This window comes from Nocardia sp. NPDC059240 (assembly GCF_042753865.1).
Lineage (GTDB): Bacteria > Actinomycetota > Actinomycetes > Mycobacteriales > Mycobacteriaceae > Nocardia.
In genome coordinates this window covers 284,798-307,688 of sequence record NZ_JBHZAC010000006.1, presented here as the reverse complement: position 1 = coordinate 307,688, position 22,891 = coordinate 284,798, and the positions used below count along the sequence as shown (strand labels likewise).

General features: G+C 67.4%; 25 protein-coding genes. 15 read left to right on the top strand and 10 right to left on the bottom strand.

Annotated elements, in window-relative coordinates; translation table 11 throughout:
• Positions 1-90: 90 nt before the first annotated feature.
• Positions 91-405, top strand: coding sequence for a hypothetical protein (locus tag ACFXHA_RS23555; protein ID WP_379360138.1), 315 nt, complete (start codon positions 91-93; stop codon positions 403-405).
• On the opposite strand, the gene ACFXHA_RS23550 is transcribed toward ACFXHA_RS23555, so the two are convergent.
• Positions 374-1,624 carry a TetR family transcriptional regulator gene (locus ACFXHA_RS23550; protein WP_379360137.1) on the bottom strand — a complete coding sequence of 417 codons (1,251 nt, stop codon included), beginning with the start codon at positions 1,622-1,624 and terminating at the stop codon, positions 374-376. The two genes, ACFXHA_RS23555 and ACFXHA_RS23550, sit on opposite strands and share 32 nt — an antisense overlap.
• Here ACFXHA_RS23550 and ACFXHA_RS23545 point away from each other — a divergent pair.
• Together ACFXHA_RS23545 and ACFXHA_RS23540 are read left to right on the top strand one after the other, a co-directional pair.
• On the top strand, positions 1,623-2,066 hold the full coding sequence (locus tag ACFXHA_RS23545; protein WP_379360136.1) for an SRPBCC family protein: 444 nt from the start codon (positions 1,623-1,625) through the stop codon (positions 2,064-2,066). The genes ACFXHA_RS23550 and ACFXHA_RS23545 overlap by 2 nt on opposite strands.
• A gap of 21 nt (positions 2,067-2,087) precedes the next feature.
• Positions 2,088-2,849 (top strand): enoyl-CoA hydratase, encoded by a 762-nt coding sequence (locus tag ACFXHA_RS23540; protein ID WP_379360135.1) that lies wholly within the window; start codon positions 2,088-2,090, stop codon positions 2,847-2,849.
• Here ACFXHA_RS23540 and ACFXHA_RS23535 read toward each other — a convergent pair.
• From ACFXHA_RS23535 to ACFXHA_RS23525, 3 genes are all read right to left on the bottom strand, one after another.
• Positions 2,846-3,421, bottom strand: a complete 576-nt coding sequence (locus ACFXHA_RS23535; RefSeq protein WP_379360134.1) for a hypothetical protein — start codon at positions 3,419-3,421, stop codon at positions 2,846-2,848. The two genes, ACFXHA_RS23540 and ACFXHA_RS23535, sit on opposite strands and share 4 nt — an antisense overlap.
• The gene (locus tag ACFXHA_RS23530; RefSeq protein ID WP_379360133.1) at positions 3,418-4,149 is read right to left on the bottom strand and encodes a hypothetical protein; all 732 of its coding nucleotides are present in this window, start codon (positions 4,147-4,149) and stop codon (positions 3,418-3,420) included. The genes ACFXHA_RS23535 and ACFXHA_RS23530 overlap by 4 nt, the downstream gene beginning before the upstream one ends.
• A gap of 124 nt (positions 4,150-4,273) precedes the next feature.
• Positions 4,274-4,867 (bottom strand): TetR/AcrR family transcriptional regulator, encoded by a 594-nt coding sequence (locus ACFXHA_RS23525; protein WP_379360132.1) that lies wholly within the window; start codon positions 4,865-4,867, stop codon positions 4,274-4,276.
• Positions 4,868-4,975: 108 nt separating this feature from the next.
• On the opposite strand from ACFXHA_RS23525, the gene ACFXHA_RS23520 reads away from it, so the two are divergent.
• Genes ACFXHA_RS23520 through ACFXHA_RS23495 form a run of 6 tightly spaced genes read left to right on the top strand, consistent with a single transcriptional unit; the run spans position 4,976 to position 12,959 of the window.
• Positions 4,976-6,538: a carboxyl transferase domain-containing protein gene (locus tag ACFXHA_RS23520; RefSeq protein ID WP_379360130.1), complete on the top strand. Its 1,563-nt coding sequence runs from the start codon at positions 4,976-4,978 to the stop codon at positions 6,536-6,538.
• 8 nt (positions 6,539-6,546) lie between these two features.
• A complete protein-coding gene (locus ACFXHA_RS23515) occupies positions 6,547-8,550 on the top strand; it encodes an acetyl-CoA carboxylase biotin carboxylase subunit (protein ID WP_379360128.1) in 2,004 nt (667 codons plus the stop codon).
• Positions 8,547-9,707 carry an acyl-CoA dehydrogenase family protein gene (locus ACFXHA_RS23510; RefSeq protein ID WP_379360126.1) on the top strand — a complete coding sequence of 387 codons (1,161 nt, stop codon included), beginning with the start codon at positions 8,547-8,549 and terminating at the stop codon, positions 9,705-9,707. Before ACFXHA_RS23515 ends, ACFXHA_RS23510 begins: the two co-directional genes overlap by 4 nt.
• Positions 9,704-10,186 carry a MaoC family dehydratase gene (locus ACFXHA_RS23505; RefSeq protein ID WP_379360124.1) on the top strand — a complete coding sequence of 161 codons (483 nt, stop codon included), beginning with the start codon at positions 9,704-9,706 and terminating at the stop codon, positions 10,184-10,186. The genes ACFXHA_RS23510 and ACFXHA_RS23505 overlap by 4 nt, the downstream gene beginning before the upstream one ends.
• Positions 10,183-11,016 carry an HpcH/HpaI aldolase/citrate lyase family protein gene (locus ACFXHA_RS23500; protein WP_379360122.1) on the top strand — a complete coding sequence of 278 codons (834 nt, stop codon included), beginning with the start codon at positions 10,183-10,185 and terminating at the stop codon, positions 11,014-11,016. Before ACFXHA_RS23505 ends, ACFXHA_RS23500 begins: the two co-directional genes overlap by 4 nt.
• Before the next feature lie 11 nt (positions 11,017-11,027).
• Positions 11,028-12,959: an acetoacetate--CoA ligase gene (locus ACFXHA_RS23495; protein WP_379360120.1), complete on the top strand. Its 1,932-nt coding sequence runs from the start codon at positions 11,028-11,030 to the stop codon at positions 12,957-12,959.
• Between the two features lies 1 nt (position 12,960).
• Here ACFXHA_RS23495 and ACFXHA_RS23490 read toward each other — a convergent pair whose 3' ends face one another.
• Positions 12,961-13,530: a helix-turn-helix domain-containing protein gene (locus ACFXHA_RS23490; protein ID WP_379360118.1), complete on the bottom strand. Its 570-nt coding sequence runs from the start codon at positions 13,528-13,530 to the stop codon at positions 12,961-12,963.
• Positions 13,531-13,605: 75 nt separating this feature from the next.
• Here ACFXHA_RS23490 and ACFXHA_RS23485 point away from each other — a divergent pair, with 75 nt between their 5' ends.
• Positions 13,606-14,646 carry an isopenicillin N synthase family dioxygenase gene (locus tag ACFXHA_RS23485; RefSeq protein ID WP_379360116.1) on the top strand — a complete coding sequence of 347 codons (1,041 nt, stop codon included), beginning with the start codon at positions 13,606-13,608 and terminating at the stop codon, positions 14,644-14,646.
• On the opposite strand, the gene ACFXHA_RS23480 is transcribed toward ACFXHA_RS23485, so the two are convergent.
• The 3 genes from ACFXHA_RS23480 to ACFXHA_RS23470 all read right to left on the bottom strand — a co-directional run bounded on the left by ACFXHA_RS23480 (position 14,640) and on the right by ACFXHA_RS23470 (position 16,633).
• The gene (locus ACFXHA_RS23480) at positions 14,640-15,065 is read right to left on the bottom strand and encodes a DUF4254 domain-containing protein (RefSeq protein WP_379360114.1); all 426 of its coding nucleotides are present in this window, start codon (positions 15,063-15,065) and stop codon (positions 14,640-14,642) included. The genes ACFXHA_RS23485 and ACFXHA_RS23480 overlap by 7 nt on opposite strands.
• Before the next feature lie 144 nt (positions 15,066-15,209).
• Positions 15,210-15,971: an SDR family NAD(P)-dependent oxidoreductase gene (locus ACFXHA_RS23475; RefSeq protein ID WP_379360112.1), complete on the bottom strand. Its 762-nt coding sequence runs from the start codon at positions 15,969-15,971 to the stop codon at positions 15,210-15,212.
• Positions 15,972-16,051: 80 nt separating this feature from the next.
• Positions 16,052-16,633: a TetR/AcrR family transcriptional regulator gene (locus ACFXHA_RS23470; protein ID WP_379360110.1), complete on the bottom strand. Its 582-nt coding sequence runs from the start codon at positions 16,631-16,633 to the stop codon at positions 16,052-16,054.
• A 104-nt stretch (positions 16,634-16,737) separates the two neighbouring features.
• On the opposite strand from ACFXHA_RS23470, the gene ACFXHA_RS23465 reads away from it, so the two are divergent.
• On the top strand, positions 16,738-17,721 hold the full coding sequence (locus tag ACFXHA_RS23465) for a helix-turn-helix transcriptional regulator (RefSeq protein WP_379360108.1): 984 nt from the start codon (positions 16,738-16,740) through the stop codon (positions 17,719-17,721).
• Here the strand turns inward: ACFXHA_RS23465 and ACFXHA_RS23460 are convergent.
• Both ACFXHA_RS23460 and ACFXHA_RS23455 read right to left on the bottom strand, forming a co-directional pair.
• Positions 17,690-18,415 (bottom strand): ABC transporter ATP-binding protein, encoded by a 726-nt coding sequence (locus tag ACFXHA_RS23460; RefSeq protein WP_379360106.1) that lies wholly within the window; start codon positions 18,413-18,415, stop codon positions 17,690-17,692. The genes ACFXHA_RS23465 and ACFXHA_RS23460 overlap by 32 nt on opposite strands.
• 35 nt (positions 18,416-18,450) lie before the next feature.
• Positions 18,451-19,500: an ABC transporter permease gene (locus tag ACFXHA_RS23455; RefSeq protein ID WP_379360104.1), complete on the bottom strand. Its 1,050-nt coding sequence runs from the start codon at positions 19,498-19,500 to the stop codon at positions 18,451-18,453.
• Positions 19,501-19,629: 129 nt separating this feature from the next.
• Between ACFXHA_RS23455 and ACFXHA_RS23450 the strand changes: the two genes are divergently transcribed.
• The 4 genes from ACFXHA_RS23450 to cobM are packed head-to-tail and all read left to right on the top strand — an operon-like array spanning position 19,630 to position 22,638.
• A complete protein-coding gene (locus tag ACFXHA_RS23450) occupies positions 19,630-20,784 on the top strand; it encodes a sensor histidine kinase (RefSeq protein ID WP_379360102.1) in 1,155 nt (384 codons plus the stop codon).
• The gene (locus ACFXHA_RS23445) at positions 20,781-21,416 is read left to right on the top strand and encodes a LuxR C-terminal-related transcriptional regulator (protein WP_379360100.1); all 636 of its coding nucleotides are present in this window, start codon (positions 20,781-20,783) and stop codon (positions 21,414-21,416) included. The genes ACFXHA_RS23450 and ACFXHA_RS23445 overlap by 4 nt, the downstream gene beginning before the upstream one ends.
• Positions 21,417-21,434: 18 nt before the next feature.
• A complete protein-coding gene (locus ACFXHA_RS23440) occupies positions 21,435-21,860 on the top strand; it encodes a PPOX class F420-dependent oxidoreductase (RefSeq protein ID WP_379360098.1) in 426 nt (141 codons plus the stop codon).
• 19 nt (positions 21,861-21,879) lie between these two features.
• A complete protein-coding gene (gene cobM, locus ACFXHA_RS23435; protein ID WP_379360096.1) occupies positions 21,880-22,638 on the top strand; it encodes a precorrin-4 C(11)-methyltransferase in 759 nt (252 codons plus the stop codon).
• Positions 22,639-22,891 lie beyond the last annotated feature (253 nt).

Here is a 22,891-nt window from a genome sequence, read left to right as displayed (position 1 = left end):
AGGCCCAATCACCACGAAAGAGTCCCGGAAGCCTGGCGGCGAATACTTTTCGGTATGACCGCTACGCAGGGATTGCCAATGGTGACAGTAATGAGCAAGAGCGACGACTACGCGGCCGTGCTCGCAGCGATCATGCGAGCAGGAGCGTGGCCGCCGGAAGTCGCGCAATCGCTGACGGGTAGCTATGAGAGGAATGCCATGAGCCGGACTGACACGGTCGAGCCGCATACCGAAGGCCTCTACTGGGACCGCGACGGTGATATCTGGCAGCGGGAGGACGGTGGCTGGCGGCTCATACTGCAGAGCGGTGTGGCCGTCGACCCGATCTCGCTCTGGGAGTGGGACAACGGGTGCGTGCGCGATTACGCGCCGTTCACGCCCGTGCAGTCGCTCCGAACAGAGTAGTTTCCATCAGCCGGATCACCCTGGGCTGCGGGCAGATCGACGGATGCTCGCCGAACTCCCGGCCCAGGTCGACGACCAGGCCGAAGGCGGCCTGCACCAGAATGCGGGCCTCGCTCTCGGACAGATCGGTGCGCACGGCCACCAGTAGCCGCACCCATTCGGCCACGATGAGCCGCTGCACATTGCGCAGCATGGTGCGTTCGTCGGCCGAGACGTGGCCGAATTCGGCGTAGTAGACGAAGGTCAGTTCGCGTTCGGCGAAGGAACCCGCGACATACAGATCGACCAGTTTGCTCAGCGCTTCGGCCGAACTCGACGATGACGCCACCGCGGGACCGATCGCGCCCGACACCCGATCCGCCGCCCGGCGGAAGGCCGCGGCCAGCAGATCGCCCTTGCTGCGGTAGTAGCGGTACACGGCCGAGGCCGCCGACAGGTCGGCCGCCGCGGCGATGTCCTCGACGCTGACGTTCGGGTAGCCGCGCGCGTGGAAGAGTTCGACGGCCTTCTTGAGCAGCAGTTCGTGCTTGAAGGATTGCGGGATCTCGACCGCGCGCGGTGCCGTCGGCTCGGTGCCCTCCGGCGGCAGGTCGGTCGCGATGATGGCGGCGCAGGCCGAATGCAGCAGCGCGGTCAAGGATTTGGCGGGCAGGGCGGCGTGGTGGTCCCCGATGCTTGAGATCACGCTCAGCAGGCTGACCGCCCGCACCGCGCGATCGTGACCGTCCAGTTCGGGACGGACGTCGCCGATGAGCGCACGCAGCGTGGTCAGGGCGGCGGTGAACTGGTCTTCGAGGGTCTGCCGGTCGGTGTCGTCGAGGTAGCGGCGCTCCCAGCGCACCAGGGTGACGGTGGACCGATTGGCGATGGTGTCGGCGATCATCCGGTCCAGGACCCGGTCCAGGCGTTCGCGCGGGCCGAGGTCCTCGTCGGGTGGGGTGGCGGCCTGTGCTGTCAGGTCGGCCAGGCGCAGCAGTTCCTCGCGGAAGAGCGCGTACTTGCTCGGATAGTGCCGATACAGTGCGGCCGAGGAGATTCCGAGCCGGGTCGCGATGTCCTCCATGCTCACGCCGTGATAGCCGAGCGAACCGAAGGCGGCGGCCGAGGTGGCGGCGATCTGGGCGCGCCGGTTCTTCGGGCGGCGGCGGATCACGCGCTGCGGCTGCTCCTCGACGGTCATATCGGCAATGGTAGTCACCAGGCAGTAAGCTCCCGACATGCGCACAGTTTGTGCCGAGCGCACCATCGCGGCACCGCAGTCCGATGTTTTCGACTGGCTCACCGATGTCACCAATTACCAACGGGTTCCGCTGGTTCGGCGCGTCACCCTGGTGCGGCCGGGTCACATCAATGGCAATGGCGAGGGTGCGGTGCGGCTGGTGGTGACGCCGCTGTTGCGGCTCACCGAGGAAATCGTCGAATACGATCCGCCGCGGCTGATGCGTTACCGGCTGCTGAATTCCGTTCCGCCGCTACGGCATCAGGAAGGCTCCATCCGGTGCGAGCCGTGCGACTCGGGAACCCGGGTGCGATGGTCGTCGACCTTCGAGATCGCCGCGCCACTGCTCGCGCCGCTGTGGACGCGCATGTTCCTGCCGGTGGTGCGGGGCGGCTTCGTCATGGTGCTGGCAACCGCGGCGCGGGAGCTGCGCGGCGGCTGACGAGGGCTACCATCTGGGGCCATGGCGGAGATCAAGGTGGAGCGCCGGAACGCGGTGGCGCTGGTGACGGTGCACGATCCGGACAAGCGAAATGCGTTGACGCTGGACCTGTCCGCGGATCTCGCGGATGCGGTCGCCGATGCGGAAGCCGACCAGTCGGTACATGCTCTGGTGGTCACCGGGACACCGCCCGCGTTCTGCGCGGGGGCGAATCTGGCGGAGCTGGGGGAGGCCAACGAGGAAGGGCTGCGGTCCATCTACGAAGGCTTCCTCGCGGTGGCGCGGTGCAAGCTGCCGACCATCGCGGCGGTCGGCGGGCAGGCCGTCGGCGCGGGGTTGAACCTGGCGCTCGCGGCCGATGTGCGATTCGCTAATCCCAAGGCGCGCTTCGACGCTCGGTTCCTGCGACTGGGAATTCACCCGGGCGGAGGGATGACCTGGATGCTGCAGCGAGCGGTGGGACCGCAGCAGGCGGCGGCCATGACGCTCTTCGGTGAGGTGCTGGGCGCGGAAGCGGCGGCGAAGGCCGGGCTCGTGCACCGCGTCATCGACGGCGATCACGATGCGCTCGTCGCCGCCGCCGTCGAATTCGCTTCCGCCACCACCGATGTGCCGCGTGAGCTGCTCATCACCACCAAGCGCACCATGCGCGCGACCCGGGCCCTGGCCGCCCACGCCGAGGCCGTGAGTACCGAGGTCGTCCCGCAACTGGACTCCCTCGGATCCCCCGAATTCGCCGCGCGCCTGGCGGCAATGCAGGCCCGGATCGCCGGTCCCGCCTAGGGCTGCCCGGTGAAGTAGGCGATCCCCGCGTCGATCAACGGCTGTCCGCCCGCGGCGAGGAAGCCGATGCCCGCGCCGATGGCGATGCCCAGCAGCGGCGGCAGCACGAAGATCCAGAACGGGATGGTGATCACCCCGCCGATCGCGCCGCCGATCAGCGCACCGAAGACACCCCGCTGGACCTGCTCGTTCCAGCGTTCCTGCGCGTCGATATCGGCCAGCGGTTGCGCAGCCGGGCGCAGGGTGAGCTCGGTGCCGTTCCGGTCGATTTCGGGGGTCAGGGTGATTTCGCGTCCTGCGGCGGCAAAGGCGAGGGGGATCGCACCGACGGGGGTACCGCCGGCGTCTGCGACGATGACCGCCCGGCCGTCCGAAGTCGCTGTGAAGGCCCCGGTTTCGAGGGTGGTGATCACCCGGTCCCCGGCCATGGTCGCGGAATAGCCGATGCCGCTCTGGTTTCCGTGCACGGATGTCACCTGGCTGTCGGCCTGCGCCGGTGCGGCCGCAGCAGCGCTGACGACGCTGACCGTCAGCGCGGCGACGATCGCGGCCCGACTTCCGGCCCGGCTCATTGCAGGCCTCCCTGGCCCGCACCGATGAAGGCGCCCGCGATTCCGCCGGTAGCGCCCCAGGTCAGGCAGGTCAGCGGGGTGAGCGGGAAAGCAATGACCGTCACGATTTGGAGTGTGCTGCCGATGGCGCAGCCGATCAGCGCACCGGTCACCGCGCCGCCGACCGCACCGGCAGCCACGGCGTCGGCCCGGCTGGGGGCCACCCCGAGCGAGCGCGCGAACTGGGAGATCTGCGCTTCCGGGGCCGCGGGAGCCGCGTTGATCTGATCGATCTGGTCGGCGCTGAGGAAGTCCGGAGCGTCCACGCTCACGTTACCGGCGCGCAGAACCCGTGCGGGCGGCACGATTTCGGCAACCTGCGGGGTGGGCTCGGGGGCATGCAGCTTCTCCGGAGCCAGGGGCGCGGTGTAATCACGTTGCGGCACTTCGCGGTACTGCGCGTAATCGGTGTCCGGGGCCACACCCTTGGCGTCATCCTCGGGCGACACGTACTGGGTCGGCTGCACCGGCTTCGCGGGTTGCGGTGCGGCGGTGCCCGGTTGCGGACCCGGGGCGTCCGGCTTGGGGGCCGGATTCGGGTTGGTCACGCCCGGCTGCGGGGCGATGAATTGCACCGCGTCCGCGTGGGCGACCGCGCTGCCACTCGCGATCGCGGTGATCGGGACGATGCCCAGGACCGCGCGTGCTGCCAGCCGCTGTGTTCTTGTCTGTCTGCGATGTTTCGCCACGTGCTGTTCCCCGACCTTCGATTTTGCGCCCTACCGCATTTCTCAATTCCGCTTTGCAGAATCCGTTTTTGTGGTAGGGCAATTCACGCCGCAGTACATCGGGGTTGACAGGGGTGTGTCAAGTTCAGCCGAGGGCGGCCAGTGCCATCTGCCGCAGGATCGGGCGGGCTCGGGTGGCCAGAGTCGCCGGGGCGCTGTGCGGTGTGGAGTTGATCAGGCCGAAGGTGGCGTGGGCCTGGACGCGGGCGGCCGGCTCGGGGAGCTCGGGGTGGAGTTCACGCAGGACCTGGACCCAGACCTCGACGTATTGGCGCTGGGTGCGGCGGACCTGGCGGCGGGCCGAGTCGGGGAGGTTTTCCAGGTCGCGGTCCTGGATGCGGATGAGTTCCGGCTCGCCGAAGGCGAAGTCGAGATGGAAGTCGACCAGTCCGTTCAGGGCCTGTTCGGGGGAGTCGGCTGTTTCGGCGACCGCGCGGCCGCCGTCGAGTAGCCGCTGACTGATTCCGACCAGCAACTCGACCAGCAATGCTTCCTTGTTCGGGAAATGCCGGTACACCGCCGGGCCGCTGATGCCGGCCGCCGCGCCGAGGTCGTCCAGGCGCATGCCGAGGAATCCGCGGTCCGCGATGAGCCGTGCGCCCGCTTCCAGTAGCTGCTGCCGGCGCTGCGCCTTGAGCTGCTCGCGACGCGTGAGCGTGACGGTTTCCGCACTGTTCACCGTGGCTCCTCCCGTCGGTGCTGGACAACTCAGTTAGTGAAGATTATCTTATTTTCCAGTTATTGGTGACTAACCGAACGGGCCTGCCCGAGCGGGGAGGCGGAGCGCATGACGCTGAGCGAGGAGACGCGGACCGGCCACCGGGCCGCGCACGAAGCGTTGGTCGGTGAGCTGCGGGCGCGGCTGGCCGTCAGCGCGCTGGGCGGCTCGGAGAAGAGCCGGGAGCGGCACCTGGCGCGCGGCAAGCTGCTGCCGCGCCAGCGGGTGGACCAGTTGCTGGACACCGGCAGCCCGTTCCTCGAGCTGTCACCCCTGGCGGCCAATGGCATGTACGACGACGAATGCCCGGGCGCGGGCGTCATCGGCGGCATCGGTCGGGTGTCGGGGCGCGAGTGCGTGATCATCGCCAATGACGCGACGGTCAAGGGCGGCACCTACTACCCGATGACGGTGAAGAAGCACCTGCGCGCGCAGGAAGTGGCGCTGCAGAACAATCTGCCGTGCGTCTACCTGGTCGACTCCGGCGGCGCGTACCTGCCGCGGCAGGACGAGGTGTTCCCCGATCGCGAGCACTTCGGCCGCATCTTCTACAACCAGGCGAATATGAGCGCCAAGGGGATCGCGCAGATCTCCGCGGTGCTCGGATCCTGCACCGCCGGTGGCGCTTACGTGCCCGCCATGAGCGACGAGACCGTCATCGTGCGCAATCAGGGCACCATCTTCCTGGGCGGCCCGCCGCTGGTGAAGGCGGCCACCGGCGAGGTGGTGACCGCCGAGGAACTGGGCGGCGGCGACTTGCATTCGCGCACTTCGGGTGTCACCGACCATCTGGCCGAGAGCGATCAGGACGCGCTGCGCATCGTGCGCAATATCATCGCGACCCTGGGACCGAAGACGCCGACACCGTGGGATGTCGCGCCGACGGTGGATCCCATTGCGCCGCAGGACGAGCTGTACGACGTGGTGCCGGTGGATCTGCGCACGCCGTACGACGTGCGGGAGGTCATCACCCGGATGGTGGACGGGGGTGCGTTCCAGGAGTTCAAGGCCGAGTACGGCAAGACGCTGGTCACCGGGTTCGCGCACATTCACGGTCACCCGGTCGGGATTGTCGCGAATAACGGTGTTCTTTTCGCCGAATCCGCCATGAAGGGCGCGCATTTCATCGAACTGTGCGACAAGCGCAAGATTCCGCTGCTGTTCCTGCAGAACATCACCGGGTTCATGGTCGGGCGGGATTACGAGGCGGGCGGCATCGCCAAGCACGGCGCGAAGATGGTCACCGCGGTGGCCTGCGCCCGGGTGCCGAAGCTGACCGTCGTCATCGGCGGCTCCTACGGTGCGGGCAACTACTCCATGTGCGGGCGCGCGTATTCGCCGCGCTTCCTGTGGATGTGGCCGAATGCGCGCATCTCGGTCATGGGTGGTGAGCAGGCGGCGTCGGTGCTGGCGACGGTGCGCGGCGATCAGAGCGAGGCGGATCTGGAGGCGTTCAAGGCCCCGATCCGCGAGCAGTACGAAGCACAGGGCAATCCCTACTACTCGACGGCCCGGCTCTGGGACGATGGCGTCATCGATCCCGCCGACACCAGAACAGTTGTCGGCCTGGCCCTTTCGGTCTGTGCGCAGGCCCCGCTCGAGCCCGTTTCCTACGGCGTCTTCCGGATGTGATGACCTTGATGAACAAAGCTCAACCCGTGGCCTTCGATACGGTGCTCGTCGCCAATCGTGGCGAGATCGCCGTGCGAGTCATTCGCACCCTGCGGGACATGGGAATTCGATCGGTCGCGGTCTACAGCGACGCCGACGCCGACGCCCGCCATGTGCGGGAGGCCGATACGGCGGTCCGGCTGGGTCCGGCGGCCGCACGCGAGTCCTACCTGAACATCGACAAGGTGGTCGCGGCCGCCGTGCGCTCCGGTGCGCAGGCCGTGCACCCGGGATACGGCTTCCTGTCGGAGAATTCGGCCTTCGCGGCCGCGCTCGAGGCGGCGGGGATCGCGTTCCTGGGTCCGTCCGCGCGGGCCATCGAGATCATGGGCGACAAGATCACCGCCAAGAACGCGGTGGCGGAGTACGGCGTGCCGGTGGTGCCGGGCATCGCCAGGCCCGGACTCACCGATGCCGAATTGATCGAGGCCGCGGTGGAGATCGGCTACCCGGTGCTCGTCAAGCCTTCGGCCGGCGGCGGCGGTAAGGGCATGCGCCGGGTGGAGGATCCCGCGGAACTGCCCGCCGCGTTGGTCAGCGCCCGGCGCGAGGCAGGTGCCGCCTTCGGTGACGACACCCTGTTCCTGGAACGGTTCGTCACTCGGCCCCGGCACATCGAGGTGCAGATCGTGGCCGATCAGTTCGGTCATGTGCTGCATCTGGGTGAGCGGGAATGCAGCCTGCAGCGCCGCCATCAGAAGGTGATCGAGGAAGCGCCGTCGCCCTTGCTGGACGCGCGGACGCGGGCCCGGATCGGTGCGGCCGCCTGCAATACCGCGCGCAGTGTCGACTATGTCGGCGCGGGCACCGTCGAGTTCATCGTCTCCGCCGACTCGCCCGACGAGTTCTTCTTCATGGAGATGAATACCCGGCTGCAGGTGGAGCATCCGGTGACCGAGCTGGTCACCGGCATCGACCTGGTGGAATGCCAGGTGCGCATCGCGGCCGGGCAGAAGCTGTCGGCGGCGCAGGAGGACATCAAGCTCACCGGGCACGCCATCGAGGCGCGCGTGTACGCCGAGGATCCGAGCCGCGATTTCCTGCCCACCGGCGGCACGGTGCTGGCGCTCGCGGAGCCGAACGGGCCGGGCGTGCGGGTGGATTCGGGGCTGCGGGCCGGGACGGTGGTGGGGTCGAACTACGACCCGATGCTGTCGAAGGTCATCGCCTACGGCCCGGACCGGGCCGCCGCCATCGCCAAACTCGATGCCGCGCTGCGGGATACGCAGATTCTCGGGGTGCGGACCAATACCGATTTCGCACGGTTCCTGCTGGCCGATCCGGATGTCCTTGCCGGACGGCTGGATACGGGCCTGCTCGATCGCCGGGCGGTGGACTTCGTCGCCGCGACGGTGACCGACGAGCAGTTCATCGCCGCTGCCGCGCGCCTGTGGCTGGACCGATGGCAGACCGCGGCGGCGGATCCCTGGCAGCAGCCCACCGGCTGGCGGACGGGTGCGCACGCGCCGATCGGCATCCGGCTCGTCGGCGGCGAGCGGACCGCGCACGTGTACCTGTCCGGGACTCCGGCGCAGGCCACCGCCTGGCTGGAGGACGGCGAAAAGCGCACGCTGACCGCCGAATCCGACGGTGACACCCTGGTCCTCGCGGTCGACGGCCTGCGCACCCGGTTCCGGGTCGCCATCGGGGACGACCAGATCTGGGTGGCGGACCGGTCCGGCACCGTGCTGCTGCGCGAGGTCGCCGAGGTCGATGTGCGGGCGGGTGACGCGCACGTCGGCGATGCCGAAATCAAGAGCCCTATGCCGGGTTCCGTGATTGCGACGCCGGTGGCCGATGGTGACATTGTCGCCGCCGGGGCCGCCATCGTGGTCGTGGAGGCCATGAAGATGGAACACACTCTCACCTCCCCCGTGGCCGGTCGCGTCGAGCTGCTGGTCACCGCCGGAAGCCAAGTCAAGCTCGACCAGCCGCTGGCCCGCATCATCGCCGAGGAGAACACCGCGTCATGACCGAATTCCTGTCCACCGGAACCCTGCCGGACGAGTATCGCGAACTCGCGCTCACCGTCCGCGATTTCGCGAACCAGGTGGTGGCCCCGGTCGCCGCGAAGCACGACGCCGAGCACAGCTTCCCGTACGAGGTCGTCGCGGGCATGGCCGATATGGGCCTGTTCGGTCTGCCGTTCCCGGAGGAGTTCGGCGGCATGGGCGGCGACTACTTCGCGCTGTGCCTGGCGCTGGAGGAGCTCGGCAAGGTCGACCAGAGTGTGGCCATCACGCTGGAGGCCGGAGTTTCGCTGGGGGCCATGCCGATCTACCGCTTCGGCAATGACAAGCAGAAGGCCGAGTGGCTGCCGCTGCTGGCTTCCGGTCGCGCGCTCGGCGCGTTCGGGCTGACCGAACCCGGCGCGGGCAGTGATGCGGGCGGCACCCGCACCACGGCCGTGCAGGACGGTGACAGCTGGATCATCAACGGCTCCAAGCAGTTCATCACCAACTCCGGTACCGATATCACCCGGCTGGTGACGGTCACCGCGGTTACAGGCGGGGTGGACGGCAAGAAGGAGATCTCGACGATCATCGTGCCGACCGATACCCCCGGATTCACCGCACACCCGGCCTACAACAAGGTCGGCTGGAATGCCTCGGACACGCACCCGCTCTCGTTCGACGATGTCCGGGTGCCCACCGAGAACCTGCTCGGTGAGCGCGGTCGCGGCTACGCCAACTTCCTGCGGATTCTCGACGAGGGCCGCATCGCCATCGCCGCGCTGTCGGTGGGCGCGGCCCAGGGCTGCGTGGACGAGAGTGTGCGATACGCCAAGGAGCGGCAGGCGTTCGGGCAGAACATCGGCAGCTACCAGGCCATTGCTTTCAAGATCGCCCGGATGGAGGCGCGTGCCCACATGGCTCGCACCGCCTACTACGACGCAGCCGCACTCATGCTGTCGGGCAAGCCGTTCAAGAAGCAGGCGTCCATCGCCAAGCTGGTCGCCAGCGAGGCCGCCATGGACAATGCCCGCGACGCCACGCAGATCTTCGGTGGCTACGGCTTCATGAACGAATATGCTGTGGCGCGGCACTATCGCGACAGCAAGATCCTGGAAATCGGTGAGGGCACCACGGAGGTGCAGTTGATGCTGATCGGGCGGGAGCTCGGACTGTGACCGAGACAGCCAAGCGGGTCGTCCAGCGCGGCTTGTGGTTCGACGAGTTCGAGATCGGTGTGGTGTACGAGCACCGGCCCGGCCGCACCGTGACCGAGGCCGACAATGTGCTGTTCACGACGTTGACCATGAACACTCAGGCGCTGCATCTGGATGCGGCGTTCTCGGAAGCGTTGCCGCCGTTCAACCAGCGGTTGGTGAACTCGATGTTCACCCTGTCCACGCTGGTTGGCCTGTCGGTCGCGCAGTTGACCCAGGGCACCATCGTCGCGAATCTGGGCTTCTCCGAAATCGCTTTCCCCAAACCGCTTTTCCACGGCGACACCCTGTACGCGGAGACCGTGATCACCGAGTTACGGGAATCCAAGAGCCGGCCGGGCGAGGGCATCGTGACCTTCGCACACACCGGGCGTAATCAGCACGGGGACGTCGTGGCGACCGCCAACCGGAAAACCCTAGTCAGAAAGAAACCGGTATGAGCTGGGAAATGCCCGGTCCCGCTTGGCTTTTCTGTCCTGCGGACCGGCCGGAGCGCTACGGCAAGGCGCTCGCCGCGGCCGACGTGGTCATCATCGATCTCGAGGACGGGGTCGCCGAGTCCGACAAGGCGGCGGCCCGCGAGGCGCTGATCGCCACCCCCTTGGATCCGGAACGCACCGTCATCCGGGTGAACGCCGCGGGCACACTCGAGCACATGCTCGATCTGGACGCGCTGATCCGCACCGAGTATCGGCGGATCATGCTGCCCAAATGCGAATCGGCCGAACAGATCACGCGGCTGGCCGACTACGAGGTGATCGCGCTCATCGAATCGCCGCTGGGCGCGCTGGCGGTCGGCCGGGCGGTCATGGTGCGCAATGCCATCGGCGTCATGTGGGGCGCGGAGGATCTGGTCGCGGCGCTGGGCGGGAATTCCTCGCGGCACGCGGACGGCGGATATCGGGATGTGGCGCGGCATGTGCGGTCCCAATCTCTGCTGGCGGCCAAGGCATACGGCAAGTTCGCGCTGGATTCGGTGTATCTGGACATCAAGGATCTGGACGGCCTGGCCGGGGAGTCGCTGGACGCCGTGGCCATCGGGTTCGACGCCAAGGTGGCCATTCATCCCAGCCAGGTGCCGGTCATTCGTACCGCCTACGCGCCCGCCCCGGCGGAAGTCGACTGGGCGAGCAGGGTATTGGCGGAGGCCCCGAACCATCGAGGTGTCTTCACCTTCGAGGGGCGCATGGTGGACATGCCGGTCATCCGGCATGCCGAGCGGATCGTGCAGCGGGCGGACACCGCCGGTAGCGCGGGATTCGCGTCGTAGGAGGTATTGCGGTGGAACCACAGTGGGTGCCGGGCGAGTCGGATATCGCCGAGGCGCAGGTGACCAGCTTCGGGCTGTTCGTCGAGAAGCGCACGGGGGAATCCCTGCCGGACTATCGGGCGCTGTGGCAGTGGTCGGTGGATGATCTGCCGGGATTCTGGGGTGCGCTCTGGGACTACTTCGATCTCGGTGAGCGAGCCGGTGAAGTACTGGGATCCGCCGAAATGCCGGGGGCGCAGTGGTTTCCGGGGACGACCCTGAACTACGTCGACCAGGTCGTGCGGCAGGTCCGCGATGATCGCCCGGCCATTCTGTCGGTGGACGAGACCGGGGAGATCACCGAGATCTCCTGGGCTGCCCTGATCGCCACGGCGGCCACCTTCGCGGGCACCCTGCGTGAGCTGGGCGTCGGTGCCGGGGACCGGGTCGCCGGGTATCTGCCGAATATCGCCGAGGCGGTGATCGCCTTCCTGGCCACCGCGTCGATCGGGGCCGTCTGGAGTGCTTGCGGCCAGGACTATTCCGCGCAGGCGGCACTGGATCGGCTCGGACAGCTCGAACCGAAGGTGCTGGTCGCGGCCGACGGGTACCGCTTCGGCGGGAAGGTGCACGACAAGACCGCCGATATCGCGGCACTGCGGGCGGGACTGCCGACGCTGGCGGCGACCGTGGTCGTGTCGCGGATCGGGGTCGATGTTCCCGATGCACTGGCCTGGCAGACCGTCGATCCCGGTGACGATGACGTCGATCTGCCCACCGAGCAGGTCGATTTCGGCCATCCGCTGTGGGTGCTGTACTCCTCCGGCACCACCGGCAAGCCCAAGGGCATCGTGCACGGGCACGGCGGTGTGCTGTTGGAGCATTTGAAAGCCGTTGCGTTGCAGTCGGATATCGGCGAGGGCGACACGTTCTTTTGGTACACCAGCCCGAGCTGGATGATGTGGAACTTCCAGGTCGCCGGACTGCTCGTGGGTGCGACCATCGTCTGTTACGACGGCAGCCCGGCCGCGCCGCGACCGGATGCGCTGTGGGAGTTGGCGTCCCGGACCGGAACGACAGTTCTCGGCTCGAGTCCTGGCTATGTGCTGGCCTGCGCCAAGGCAGGGTCCGTCCCGCGTACCGACCACGATCTGTCCGCGCTGCGGCTGATCGGAATCACCGGGTCCTCGCTGCCGCCGTCTTCGTCGCTGTGGTTGCGCGACAATGTCGGTGAGCACGTGCCGGTCGCCTCGATCAGCGGCGGCACCGATGTGGTGTCGGCGTTCATCGGCGGCGTGCGCACCGTGCCGGTCTGGCCGGGTGAACTCTCCGCCCCGTATCTCGGTGTGGCCCTGGACTCCTGGGACGAGCAGGGGCAACCGGTGCGCGACGAGGTCGGCGAACTGGTCATCACGAAGCCGATGCCGTCCATGCCGGTGGCCTTCTGGAACGACCCGGACGGCTCCCGGTATCGGGACGCCTACTTCGAGATGTTCCCGGGCGTCTGGCGGCACGGCGACTGGATCACCATCACCGAGCACGGCAGCATCATCGTGCACGGGCGTTCGGATTCGACCCTGAACCGTCAGGGCATCCGGATGGGCAGCGCCGATATCTATCAGGCCGTCGAAGCGCTTCCGGACATCGCCGAGGCGCTGGTCATCGGCGTCGAGTTGCCCGAAGGCGCCTACTGGATGCCGCTTTTCGTGACGCTGGCTCCGGGCGCGGAACTCACCGATGAGCTGAAGCAGCGGATCAACGCGACCATCCGTGCCGAGGTTTCGCCGCGGCACGTGCCCGACGTCATCATCGAGGCTCCCGGCATTCCGCACACCCGGACCGGCAAGAAGCTGGAAGTGCCGATCAAGAAGCTGTTCCAGGGGGCGGAGGTCTCGACCGTGATCGCGCCGACCGCCGTCGACGATCCGGAGCTCTTGGCCTGGTACGCGGCTCAGCAGCCGTAGCTCAGCTCGGCCGGGCGACGACCAGCAGCACATGGGCCGGCTGGTCGTCGACCAGGTGCCAGCGGTCGCGCACGGTGGCGGGAAAGTCGACGAAATCGCGGGGGCCGAGGCGGATTCGGCCCACGCCGACCAACTCCACGTCGAGTTGACCCGTCACGATGTAAACGCCGGTGACACCGGTGGATTCGAACCAGCCGCCAATGAATTGGCCCGGTTCCACGAGATATTCGATCACCTCGAGCGGGCTGTTCGGGCGCATGTGCAATGCCCGGCCCACCGCGGCGTCCGGGCGGTCACCGACCGGGAGCCGCGGGCCCTCGTCCGCGCGCACCACCGTCACCCGGTCAGTGTCGGGGGCCGGGAGCAGATCGCCGGGCGTCACACCGAGCGCGGCGGCCAGGCGATAGGTGGTGATCATCGACGGTGCGCTCACCCCGCGCTCGATCTGACTCAGGAACGGCTGGCTGATTCCCGCGCGGCGGGCGAGTTCCCGCATCGACAGCCCTGACTTCTCGCGCAGATCGCGGACAACGCCACCGACGAGCGCGGCCAGGGCGGATTCATCGTTCACGCGATCCAGTATGCCCGATCCGATTGCTGTGACTTATCACCCGTGTTTTACTCGAAGCGACAGGAAGGCAGGGCAGTGACTTTCCAGGTACCGATCATCGATATCAGCGCCTTCGTCGGCGAAGGTGGCGCGGAGGACCGGGCGGCGGTGGCGCGGGCGATCGACGCAGCCTGCAGCACCGTCGGATTCATGCAGATCGTGGGACATGGTGTGCCACCGGGCGTGCTGGACGAATTCGCGGCCGCTCTCGACGGCTTCTTCGGTCTGGAACTGGAGGTGAAGAAGCGATATCGCGTGCCGCCGCCGATCAATCGGGGGTACTCGCCACCCAAGAGCGAGAGTTTGAGCTTGAGCCTCGGGGTGGAGCAGGCGTCGCGGATGAACGACTTCTTCGAAGCGTTCAATATCGGGGTCGCGGTCTCGGACCATCCGGGGTTGGCGCTGTCCGCGGTCGAGTATGCCGAAAATGTCTGGCCCGCAGAGCTTCCTGAATTCCGGGACCCGGTACGGGCCTATTTCGCCGAGGCGGGCCGGGTGGCGCGCACATTGGCGGGTGCGTTCGCGCAGGCGCTCGAGTTGCCTGCCGGGTACTTCGAGCCGTTCATCGACCATTCGCAGGATGTCCTGCGCATGAACAATTATGCGTTGCCGCCCGGCACGGTCGACCTGGACGGTGAACTCACCGGGATGGGTGAGCACACCGACTACGGCATTCTCACGGTGTTGTGGGCCGATCAGGTCGCGGGCTTGCAGGTGCTCGGCGCGGACGGGATCTGGCACGATGTCGCGCCCGCGGACGGGGCGCTGCTGGTGAATCTCGGTGACCTCATGGCCCGTTGGACCAATGAACGCTGGTTGTCGACGCTGCATCGGGTGAAGCCACCGGTAGTGGACGGCACTATTCGGCGTCGCCGCAGCGCGGCCTATTTCTGTGACGGCAATGCCGACGCGCTGATTGAGACGCTGCCGTCCTGTATCGGCGAGGGCAGCAAATACGAACCCGTCACCGTGGCAGAGCATTTGCGCGTCAAGCTGGCGGGTTCGCGCTACTTGCAACCGAATTCGAACGCGACGCGGGAAGCCGCCCGGGTGCTGGCGGCGCAGCAGCCTCAGTGAGTGCCGGGTAGGCGGCGCCGGCCGGTGGTGACCTCCGACGCCAAATCCTCGTAGCCGACCGCTAATTCGGCCAGGTGCTCCCAGGCGATGGTGAGCTCCTGGCCGGATTCGCGGGCCAGCGCGGCGTAGGCGGCGGCGGTGAGGCGCGCGAGGCGGTCGATGACCGCCCCCAGAGTTTCGGTGTGCACGCGGGCCGCGCCGTGCGAGGGTGGTAATTGGCCGGTCACCCAGCGGTCGATATCGTCCACCAAATGCGTTCTGACGGTGTCGAGTTGGACCAACTCATCCGGCTCCGCGCAGAGTAGACGCTCATGCAATGAGGTCAGATCGTGCGCGGCGCGAAGTAGTGGATGTCCGGGCTGACCGGTCCCTCGGCAAGCCTGAAGGACTTGGTTCTTGGATGGCAGTGTGTCCCTCATCGCGACCTGCTCCTAATACCACGACCTGCGAATTCCCAGCACATTAGTCAGCGCAGATGACAGTTGGATGTCTGCCGGTTCAACAGCCCACTTCCATTCTGCTATCGAAATTTCGCAGCGCCCGGGTACTCGGCGGTGAGGTGTTCAGGCGGTGGCGCCGCCGTCGATGACCAGATCGTGTCCGATGACGAAACTCGATTCGGGGGAGGCCAGCCACACCACGGCCGCCGCGATCTCCGCCGGATCGCCGACCCGACCGACCGGAATTGCGGTGGCCACCCGTGCGTCGCGATCGGCACGAGTTTCACCGGGGCGGAAAGACATCGGCGTATCGGTCGCACCCGGACTCACCGCATTGATGCGAATGCCGTCACCGATATGGTCGCGCGCGGCGGTCTGCGTCAACGCACTGACGGCGGCCTTGGACGCGGCATAGGCGGCCAATCCCGGGCGACGGCCGTGCGCGCCGATATTCGAGGCCATATTCACGATGACCCCGCCGCCATTGCCACGCATATGCGCGATCTGATGCTTCATGGACAGGAAAACCCCGGTCAGATTGACATCGATGACCCGATGCCAGTCGATATCCTCCAGTTCCCCGACCGGCGCGGGGGTGCCGAGGATTCCGGCATTGTTGAATGCCACGTGCAGTGCGCCGTGCCGCCGCACCACCTCGTCCACCATGGCCTCGACCTGGTAGGTGTCCGTGACATCGGCCTGCACCCAGTCGACCTTGCCGCCGTCGGTGCGGATTTCCGCGGCCGCACGCTTGAGCTGTTCGGCATTGCGGCCGGCCAGCACCACGGTCGCGCCACGGTCGGCGAAGGCCTGCGCGGTGGCACCCGCGATGGCTCCGGCCCCGCCGGTGATCAGCACGATTTTCTCGTCGAAACGGGTGGTCATGAGAGACGCAACTCCTTATGTGGAACGAACGGTCTTGAATGAGAATGGGTGTAAAGCCTGTGGATAGATCGCAAAGCTGTTCAGCCGAGCGCGGATACGGCTACCCGCGCCGCATCCGCCAGGCGCGCAGTCGAATCCGGCGCGCGCTCCAGAACTCGGACACCTTGGAAGAAGACCAGGAGGAATCGGGCAAGTGCCCGCGGATCGGAATCCGCGGACAATTCACCCTGTGCACGGGCGCGCAGCAGTGCCGCGGTGAGGGTCGTCTCGAGGTGCGCCCAACTGGACTCCACCAGCCGCGCCACCGACTCGTCGCGCCGGGCCAACTGCACCGCGCTGTTCACGACCATGCAGCCCAGATACGAGTCCGGACTTGAGGCTTCGCGAACGAACCGCTCCACCAGCGCACGCACGGCGGGCAGTACCGGCCCCGGCTGCGACAGCTCCGTCATGATCACCGGATCGGTGGACTCGAGATACCGCTGCAACGCCTTCAGGAACAGGTCCCGCTTCCCCCCGAAGGTCCCGTAGATACTCGCCTTGGCAATCCCAAGATGCTCAACCAGATCCGACATCGACGTCGCGTCGTACCCGCGCTCCCAGAACAATTCGAGTGCGCGCCGCAACACGATGTCGGGATCGAACTCCTTGGTCCTCGCCATGCCGAGCACGCTACCGCTATCAAGACCGATCGGTCAATTATTGATTGGCATGCCAGGGGTATCTAGGACTAGCCTGGTCCTACTTCGAGCGGAGGGTGGAGGTCATGAGCGATACCCCGGCACGGCTGCTGCGGCTGCTGTCCCTGTTGCAGACTCCGCGGGAATGGCCCGGAAGTGAACTGGCGGAACGGCTCGGGGTGACCGATCGGACCGTGCGGCGCGATATCGATCGGTTGCGGGAGCTCGGGTACCCCGTCGAAGCCAGCATGGGGGCGGCGGGTGGGTATCGGCTGGTTGCGGGGGCCGCTATGCCGCCGTTGCTGGTGGATGACGAGGAGGCGGTCGCTATTGCGGTTGGGCTGCGGGCGGCGGCGGGGGCGTCGATTGCGGGGATCGAGGAGGCGTCGGTGCGGGCGCTCGCCAAACTCGAGCAGGTGTTGCCTGCGAAATTGCGGCGGCGGGTTCGGGTTCTGGGGGTTGCCACTGTCACGCCCGGCGCGGGCGCAAACCCTATCGATCCCGAGTTGCTCACCGCTCTTGCGGCCGCGATAACCAATAGGGAGAGGGTTCGTTTCGCGTATCTGTCGGCGTCGGGGGCCGAATCCCGGCGCAATATCGAGCCGGTGGGATTGGTGCCGCACAAACACCGGTGGTATCTCGTGGGATTCGATCTGGAGCGAGACGATTGGCGGGTGTTTCGAGTCGATCGGATCGAGCGGGTGCAGGCCACCGGTGCGCGGTTCGTGGCGCGCGAGCTACCCGCTTCGGATCCCGCCGCTTACGTTGTCGGTCAGCGCACCGACTGGGGGTTGTCGACGCAGCGCTTCCTGGTCGATATCGAGGCGCCCGCGGACAAGGTGATCGGTCGGCTGGGGGAGGGGCCGGGAGAGGTTGCGGCCCGCGGTGATTCGGCGTGTGTGCTGGATATGCGGCGGGAGGATCTGCCGCTGTGGATCGCGCATCGCCTGTTGGAGTTGGACGTCGATTTCACGGTCCACGAACCCGAAGAATTGGTCCGGGAAATTCTTCGGATTCGGGACCGGGCCGCTCGGGCGGTTACGCCGCGAGCGCGGCCTGCTGCGGAGTGAGCACGCCGTCGACCATTCGGTAGACGCTGTCCATCTGATCCAGATGCGAAAGGTCGTGGGTGACCAGCAAAGTCGCCGCTCCGTGCGAGCGCACGATATTGACGATCAGTTCGATGATGGCCGCGCCGCGTTCCTGATCCAAGGCACTGGTCGGTTCGTCGATGACCAGCAGCGACGGATCGTTCATCAGGGCCCGGGCGATGTTCACGCGTTGCCGTTGACCGCCCGAGAGCTGACCGGGTCGCTTGTTCTCGTGACCCGAGAGCCCCACCGCGCCCAGCAGATCCCGTGCACGCGAACGGGCTTCGCGTCGCCGCGCGGGGGAGACGAACCAGGTCTGGCCCAGATGCACCATGGCCTCGAGCTGTTCGAGGGCCGTCAGCGCGGGCACCAGATTCGGCTGCTGGAACACGATGCCGATCGAATCGCGGCGCAGGGTGGCGGCATCGCGGCGGCTCAGACCGACGAGATCGAGAGTGCCCGAGGCGGTTTCGAGCTCGACACGGCCCGACTCCGGGCGCAGCAGCGTGGACACCGTGGCCAGCAGGGTCGACTTGCCCGAGCCGGAAGGTCCGGTGATGGCCGCGATCTCGCCGCCCGCCACGCGCAGGTGCACGTGATCGAGCGCGGTGATGCGGTCCGCGCCGTCGGGAAAGGTGAGGGTCAGGTCGGAGACGGTGAGGGTGTTGGTCATCGCGATGCTCCTGGGAGACAAGGGAACCGTGGTCATCAGCGGGCCTGGTTCAGGGCGGTGAGGGGATCGGTGGTGACGAGGAAGCGCAGGGCGAAGGTCGCGCCCAGCAGGCCGAGGACGATCAGGGCGGCGGCGGGGAACAGGGTGGTGCTCACGCTGAGCACGAAAGGCACTGCGCCGCCCATGAATGCGCCCGCCAGCACGGTCATGCCGACACCCACGCCGACGCCCAGCAGCAGCACGATCAGCGCCTGGCTGAGGGCATCGCGAACCAGCGAACCGGTGGTCGCGCCGAGTGCCTTGAGGGTGGCGATATCGGGAGCGCGCTGCACGGTCCAGACCGTGAAGAACGCGCCGATCACCAACGCGGAGATGGCGAACAGCATCACCGTCATGAGCGTCAGCGAGCCGTTCTCGGCCTTGTAGGACGCCATCGCGGACAGCGAATCCTTGGTGCTGGTCGTGGTGGTGTGCGCGGAGGCATTGAGCGCGCTCTGATCGCTGACACCCGACACCGCGAGGATGGTGGCCGCGCCGGCGTGCGGATTGAGGGACTGCCAGTCCGCCAGCGTCATCCATACCACGGGGGTGTGCGCGTACCAGTCGTCGTCGGTGACGCCCTGCACGGTGTAGGACGCGGAACCCAGCTCGACGGTGTCACCGGTCGCGGCCTTCAGGTCCTTGGCCGCGGCCTTGGACAGAATGACCGAACCCGGATCGGTTGCCACGCGCTTGCCGAAAGGGGTGCCCTGGACGCCGAACAGTGCCACCTGGGTGGGGGACTCGCCGCCCAGCGTGGCGCGGGTGCGGCTGATGCCGATCGGGTCGACGGTGCCGCCCGCCTGCTGCCAGGCCTGCACCTGCTCGGTGCTCAGCGTCGAGGCGTCGAAGGAGGGGGACGAACCGGTGTCGGAGAACACGACCGTGTCGGTGTTCAAGGCCTGGACGGCGGAAATGTTCTGGTGCGCCAGTCCGGCGGTCAGGCCGCTGAGAAAGCTCACCAGCAGCGCGACCAGCGTGACCACCAGGGAAATGAGGAGGAAGCGGCCGCGGGCGGCCCGCAGATCTCGGAGTGCAACGAACATGACTCCACTCTGTCCGTGTCCGACCCCGAAACCATCGTCGAGCGGGAGGTTCTCGCTTCGGCAATGGGTAGGGCGGCGTTTCCTACTTTCGATGGATGCCGCGGCAATAGCCGGGCATAAGCTGGTCGCGTGCACCGCTCCCCGCTGACCCCGGTCTTCTCCGCCCTGCAGGTCGGCCTGCATGCCATGGTGGTGGCGCTCACCGTCGTGGTGGCGGTGCAGGAGGTCCTCACCGGCTCGCATCCGGCGCTGGTGATCGTGCTCGCGGGCGTCTTCCTCGGCGTCTACTTCACCGGCGGGCGATTCCGCCGCAATCTGTTCGCGGCCCGCATCTGGCTGGGCGTGCTGACGCTGCTGTGGCTGGGGCTGGTGATCGTCGCGCCGCTGGCCGTCTATCTCGTGTTCGGCCTCTTCTTCCTGTATCTGCATCTGCTGCCGCGCAACTGGGGCCTGCTCGCGGTGCTGGTGACCACGGTGGTGTCGGTGGTCGGGTTCGCCGCGCATCGCGGCTGGACGGTGGCCGGGGTGATCGGCCCGCTGCTGGGCGCGCTGGTGGCGGTGGCCATCGGGCTCGGCTACCAGGCGCTGTTCGCGGAGGCCGCCGAACGGCAGCGGCTCATCGACGAATTGCTCGCCACCAGAAACACTCTCGCCGAACAGGAACGCACCGCGGGCAAGATGGCCGAGCGCGAGCGCCTGGCCCAGGAGATCCACGACACGGTCGCCCAGGGGCTCAGCAGTATTCAGCTGCTGCTGCACGCCGTCGAGCGCGCCGCCCCGGAACATCCCGCGCTGGAGAAAATCCGGCTGGCGCGGGAGACCGCGGCCGACAGTCTGGTCGAAACTCGGCAGCTGATCGCCGAACTCACGCCCGCGCCGCTGGACGGGCAGTCCCTCGCGGGCGCTCTCAACCGCATCGCCGAGCGGGCCGCGGCCCCCGATCTCGACGCCCAGGTACTCGTCGAGGGCGACCCGCAGCGGCTGCCCATGCCGATCGAGGCCGCGCTGGTGCGCATCACGCAGGGCGCCGTCTCGAATGTGGTGCGGCACGCCCACGCTCGGCGCATGCGCATCACCCTCACCTACGCCGATGACGCCGTGCACCTGGACGTGGTGGACGATGGCGTCGGCATCGAACCGGCGGTGCTGGCCGAATCCCCTTCCGGCAGTTTCGGTCTCAATGCCATGCGCAGCCGGGTCGAACAGCAGGGCGGCACCATGGACGTCGAATCCGAACCCGGCCACACCGCCGTCACCGTTCTGTTCCCTTTGGAGGACCAATGATCCGAATCCTCCTCGCCGACGATCACGCCATCGTCCGCGCGGGCCTGCACGCCCTGCTGGACTCCGGCGTCGCCGAAACCGATTCCGACGACATCGAAGTCGTGGGCGAGGTGGCCACCGCCGAAGAGTCCGTGGCGTTCTGCGCGACCACTCCCGTCGACCTGGTGCTGATGGACCTGCGCTTCGGTCCGGGCAAGTCCGGCGCGGAGGCCACCGCGGCCCTGCGCGATCTGCCCAGCCCGCCGAATGTGCTGGTGGTCACCAACTATGACACCGACGCCGACATCCTCGGCGCGATCGAGGCGGGCGCGGTCGGCTACATCCTCAAGGACACCCCGCCCGCTGAACTGCTTGCCGCCGTCCGCTCGGCCGCGGAGGGCGAGAGCGTGCTGTCCCCATCGGTGGCCTCCCGCTTGATGACCCGGGTTCGCAAGCCGGACACCACGCTGAGCCCGCGCGAGATCGAGGTGCTGCGGCTGGTCGCCGACGGGCACTCCAACCGGGAGATCGGCAAGCGCCTGTTCCTGTCGGAGACCACCGTCAAATCCCATCTGGTCCATATCTATTCGAAGCTCGGCGTGAAGTCGCGAACCTCCGCCGTGGCCAGGGCTCGCGAGCGCGGGGCCATCTGAGGTCGTAGCGTGACCGGCATGACCTCACTGTCCGATCAGCGTGTGCGCGACTTCCTCAACGAGGGCACCCGGACCGGAAAGCTGGCGTTCATCGCCGCCGACGGCCGCCCCCTGGTCACCCCGATCTGGTTCGTCCTCGAGGACGACGAGATCGTCTTCAATACCGGCAAGGACACCGCCAAGGGGCGCTGGCTGCTGCGCGATGGCCGGGTGACCCTGTGCGTGGACATGGCCGAACCGCCCTACTCCTTCGTTCAGGTGCAGGGCGTGGCGAAGGTCTCCGAGGAGCCCGACGAGCTGCTGCGCACGGCGACCGATATCGCGGCCCGCTATATGGGTGCCGAGCGCGCCGACGAATTCGGCAAGCGCAATGCCGTTCCCGGTGAGCTGGTGGTACGCCTGCGCGCCACCAAGGTCCTGACCAACTTCGAGGTCAGCGGCTGACCTGTGCCAGACTCGGCCCGTGACTGTGCACTTCATCGGAGCCGGGCCCGGGGCGGCGGACTTGCTGACCGTGCGGGCGGTGGAGTTGCTGCGGCGATCGCCGGTCTGCCTGTACGCGGGGACCTATCTGGATCCCGAGGTGCTGGCGTACTGCGCGCCCGAGGCCGAGCTGATCGACACCCAGAAGCTGGATCTCGACGAGATCATCGCGCACTGCGCGCGGGCGCATGCCGAGGGTAAGGATGTCGCGCGGCTGTGCTCGGGGGATCCGTCCATATATTCGGCGCTGACCGAGCAGAAGCGGCGGCTGGACGCGCTGGGGATCGCGTGGGACGTGACGCCGGGTGTTCCGGCGTACGCGGCGGCCGCGGCACTGCTGGGCGCGGAGCTGACCGTGCCCGAGCAGGTGCAGTCCGTTGTGTTGACTCGCACACAGGCCCGCTCGACCGTTATGCCCGAATCGGAGTCGCTGGCCAACTTCGCGCGCACCCGGGCAACCCTGGTCTTGCATCTCGCCATCACTCGCATCCGGACGCTCGCGCAGGAGCTGATTCCGGACTACGGCGCGGATTGCCCGGTCGCGGTCGTCTACCGGGCGACACAGCCCGAGCAGCAGGTCCTGCGGGGCACGCTGACCGATATCGCGGACCGGGTCGAGGCCGCCGACCTGCGGCAAGCCGCCGTGATCCTGGTCGGAAAAGCCCTGGCCGAATCGGTGAACTGCGCCCAGTCACACCTGTACGATCCTGCACGCGATAGGTCGCAGATCACTGGCTGAACGGCCGAAATGCGATGATAGCTAAGGGCTATGGCCCTTTCTGGTATCGGCTTGCGCGCTGACGGTAGATTGGACCGAGTGTCCGTCACCAGAATCGCGACTGTGACCCGGCAACCGCCGGTGGGTGTGGTCGTGCCCATGTAACAAGATCGGCCAGCTGGGGGGATACCCCAGGGAGTCTCAATTTACGGTGAAGTGAGCCCCGAACACTGGACGCCACGCTGAAGCGGCTGTGGCGTCCTGTTCGGGTTTT

Bases quoted from the DNA above. Each gene is read 5' to 3' on its own strand.
- ACFXHA_RS23550 (WP_379360137.1), bottom strand. From the start codon at position 1,624: ATGTCGGGAGCTTACTGCCTGGTGACTACCATTGCCGATATGACCGTC.
- ACFXHA_RS23540 (WP_379360135.1), top strand. From the start codon at position 2,088: ATGGCGGAGATCAAGGTGGAGCGCCGGAACGCGGTGGCGCTGGTGACG.
- ACFXHA_RS23455 (WP_379360104.1), bottom strand. From the start codon at position 19,500: ATGTTCGTTGCACTCCGAGATCTGCGGGCCGCCCGCGGCCGCTTCCTC.
- ACFXHA_RS23440 (WP_379360098.1), top strand. From the start codon at position 21,435: ATGACCTCACTGTCCGATCAGCGTGTGCGCGACTTCCTCAACGAGGGC.
- ACFXHA_RS23515 (WP_379360128.1), top strand. From the start codon at position 6,547: ATGAACAAAGCTCAACCCGTGGCCTTCGATACGGTGCTCGTCGCCAAT.
- ACFXHA_RS23500 (WP_379360122.1), top strand. From the start codon at position 10,183: ATGAGCTGGGAAATGCCCGGTCCCGCTTGGCTTTTCTGTCCTGCGGAC.
- ACFXHA_RS23460 (WP_379360106.1), bottom strand. From the start codon at position 18,415: ATGACCAACACCCTCACCGTCTCCGACCTGACCCTCACCTTTCCCGAC.
- ACFXHA_RS23470 (WP_379360110.1), bottom strand. From the start codon at position 16,633: ATGGCGAGGACCAAGGAGTTCGATCCCGACATCGTGTTGCGGCGCGCA.
- ACFXHA_RS23480 (WP_379360114.1), bottom strand. From the start codon at position 15,065: ATGAGGGACACACTGCCATCCAAGAACCAAGTCCTTCAGGCTTGCCGA.
- ACFXHA_RS23555 (WP_379360138.1), top strand. From the start codon at position 91: ATGAGCAAGAGCGACGACTACGCGGCCGTGCTCGCAGCGATCATGCGA.
- ACFXHA_RS23510 (WP_379360126.1), top strand. From the start codon at position 8,547: ATGACCGAATTCCTGTCCACCGGAACCCTGCCGGACGAGTATCGCGAA.
- ACFXHA_RS23465 (WP_379360108.1), top strand. From the start codon at position 16,738: ATGAGCGATACCCCGGCACGGCTGCTGCGGCTGCTGTCCCTGTTGCAG.
- ACFXHA_RS23475 (WP_379360112.1), bottom strand. From the start codon at position 15,971: ATGACCACCCGTTTCGACGAGAAAATCGTGCTGATCACCGGCGGGGCC.
- ACFXHA_RS23535 (WP_379360134.1), bottom strand. From the start codon at position 3,421: ATGAGCCGGGCCGGAAGTCGGGCCGCGATCGTCGCCGCGCTGACGGTC.
- ACFXHA_RS23445 (WP_379360100.1), top strand. From the start codon at position 20,781: ATGATCCGAATCCTCCTCGCCGACGATCACGCCATCGTCCGCGCGGGC.
- ACFXHA_RS23520 (WP_379360130.1), top strand. From the start codon at position 4,976: ATGACGCTGAGCGAGGAGACGCGGACCGGCCACCGGGCCGCGCACGAA.
- ACFXHA_RS23545 (WP_379360136.1), top strand. From the start codon at position 1,623: ATGCGCACAGTTTGTGCCGAGCGCACCATCGCGGCACCGCAGTCCGAT.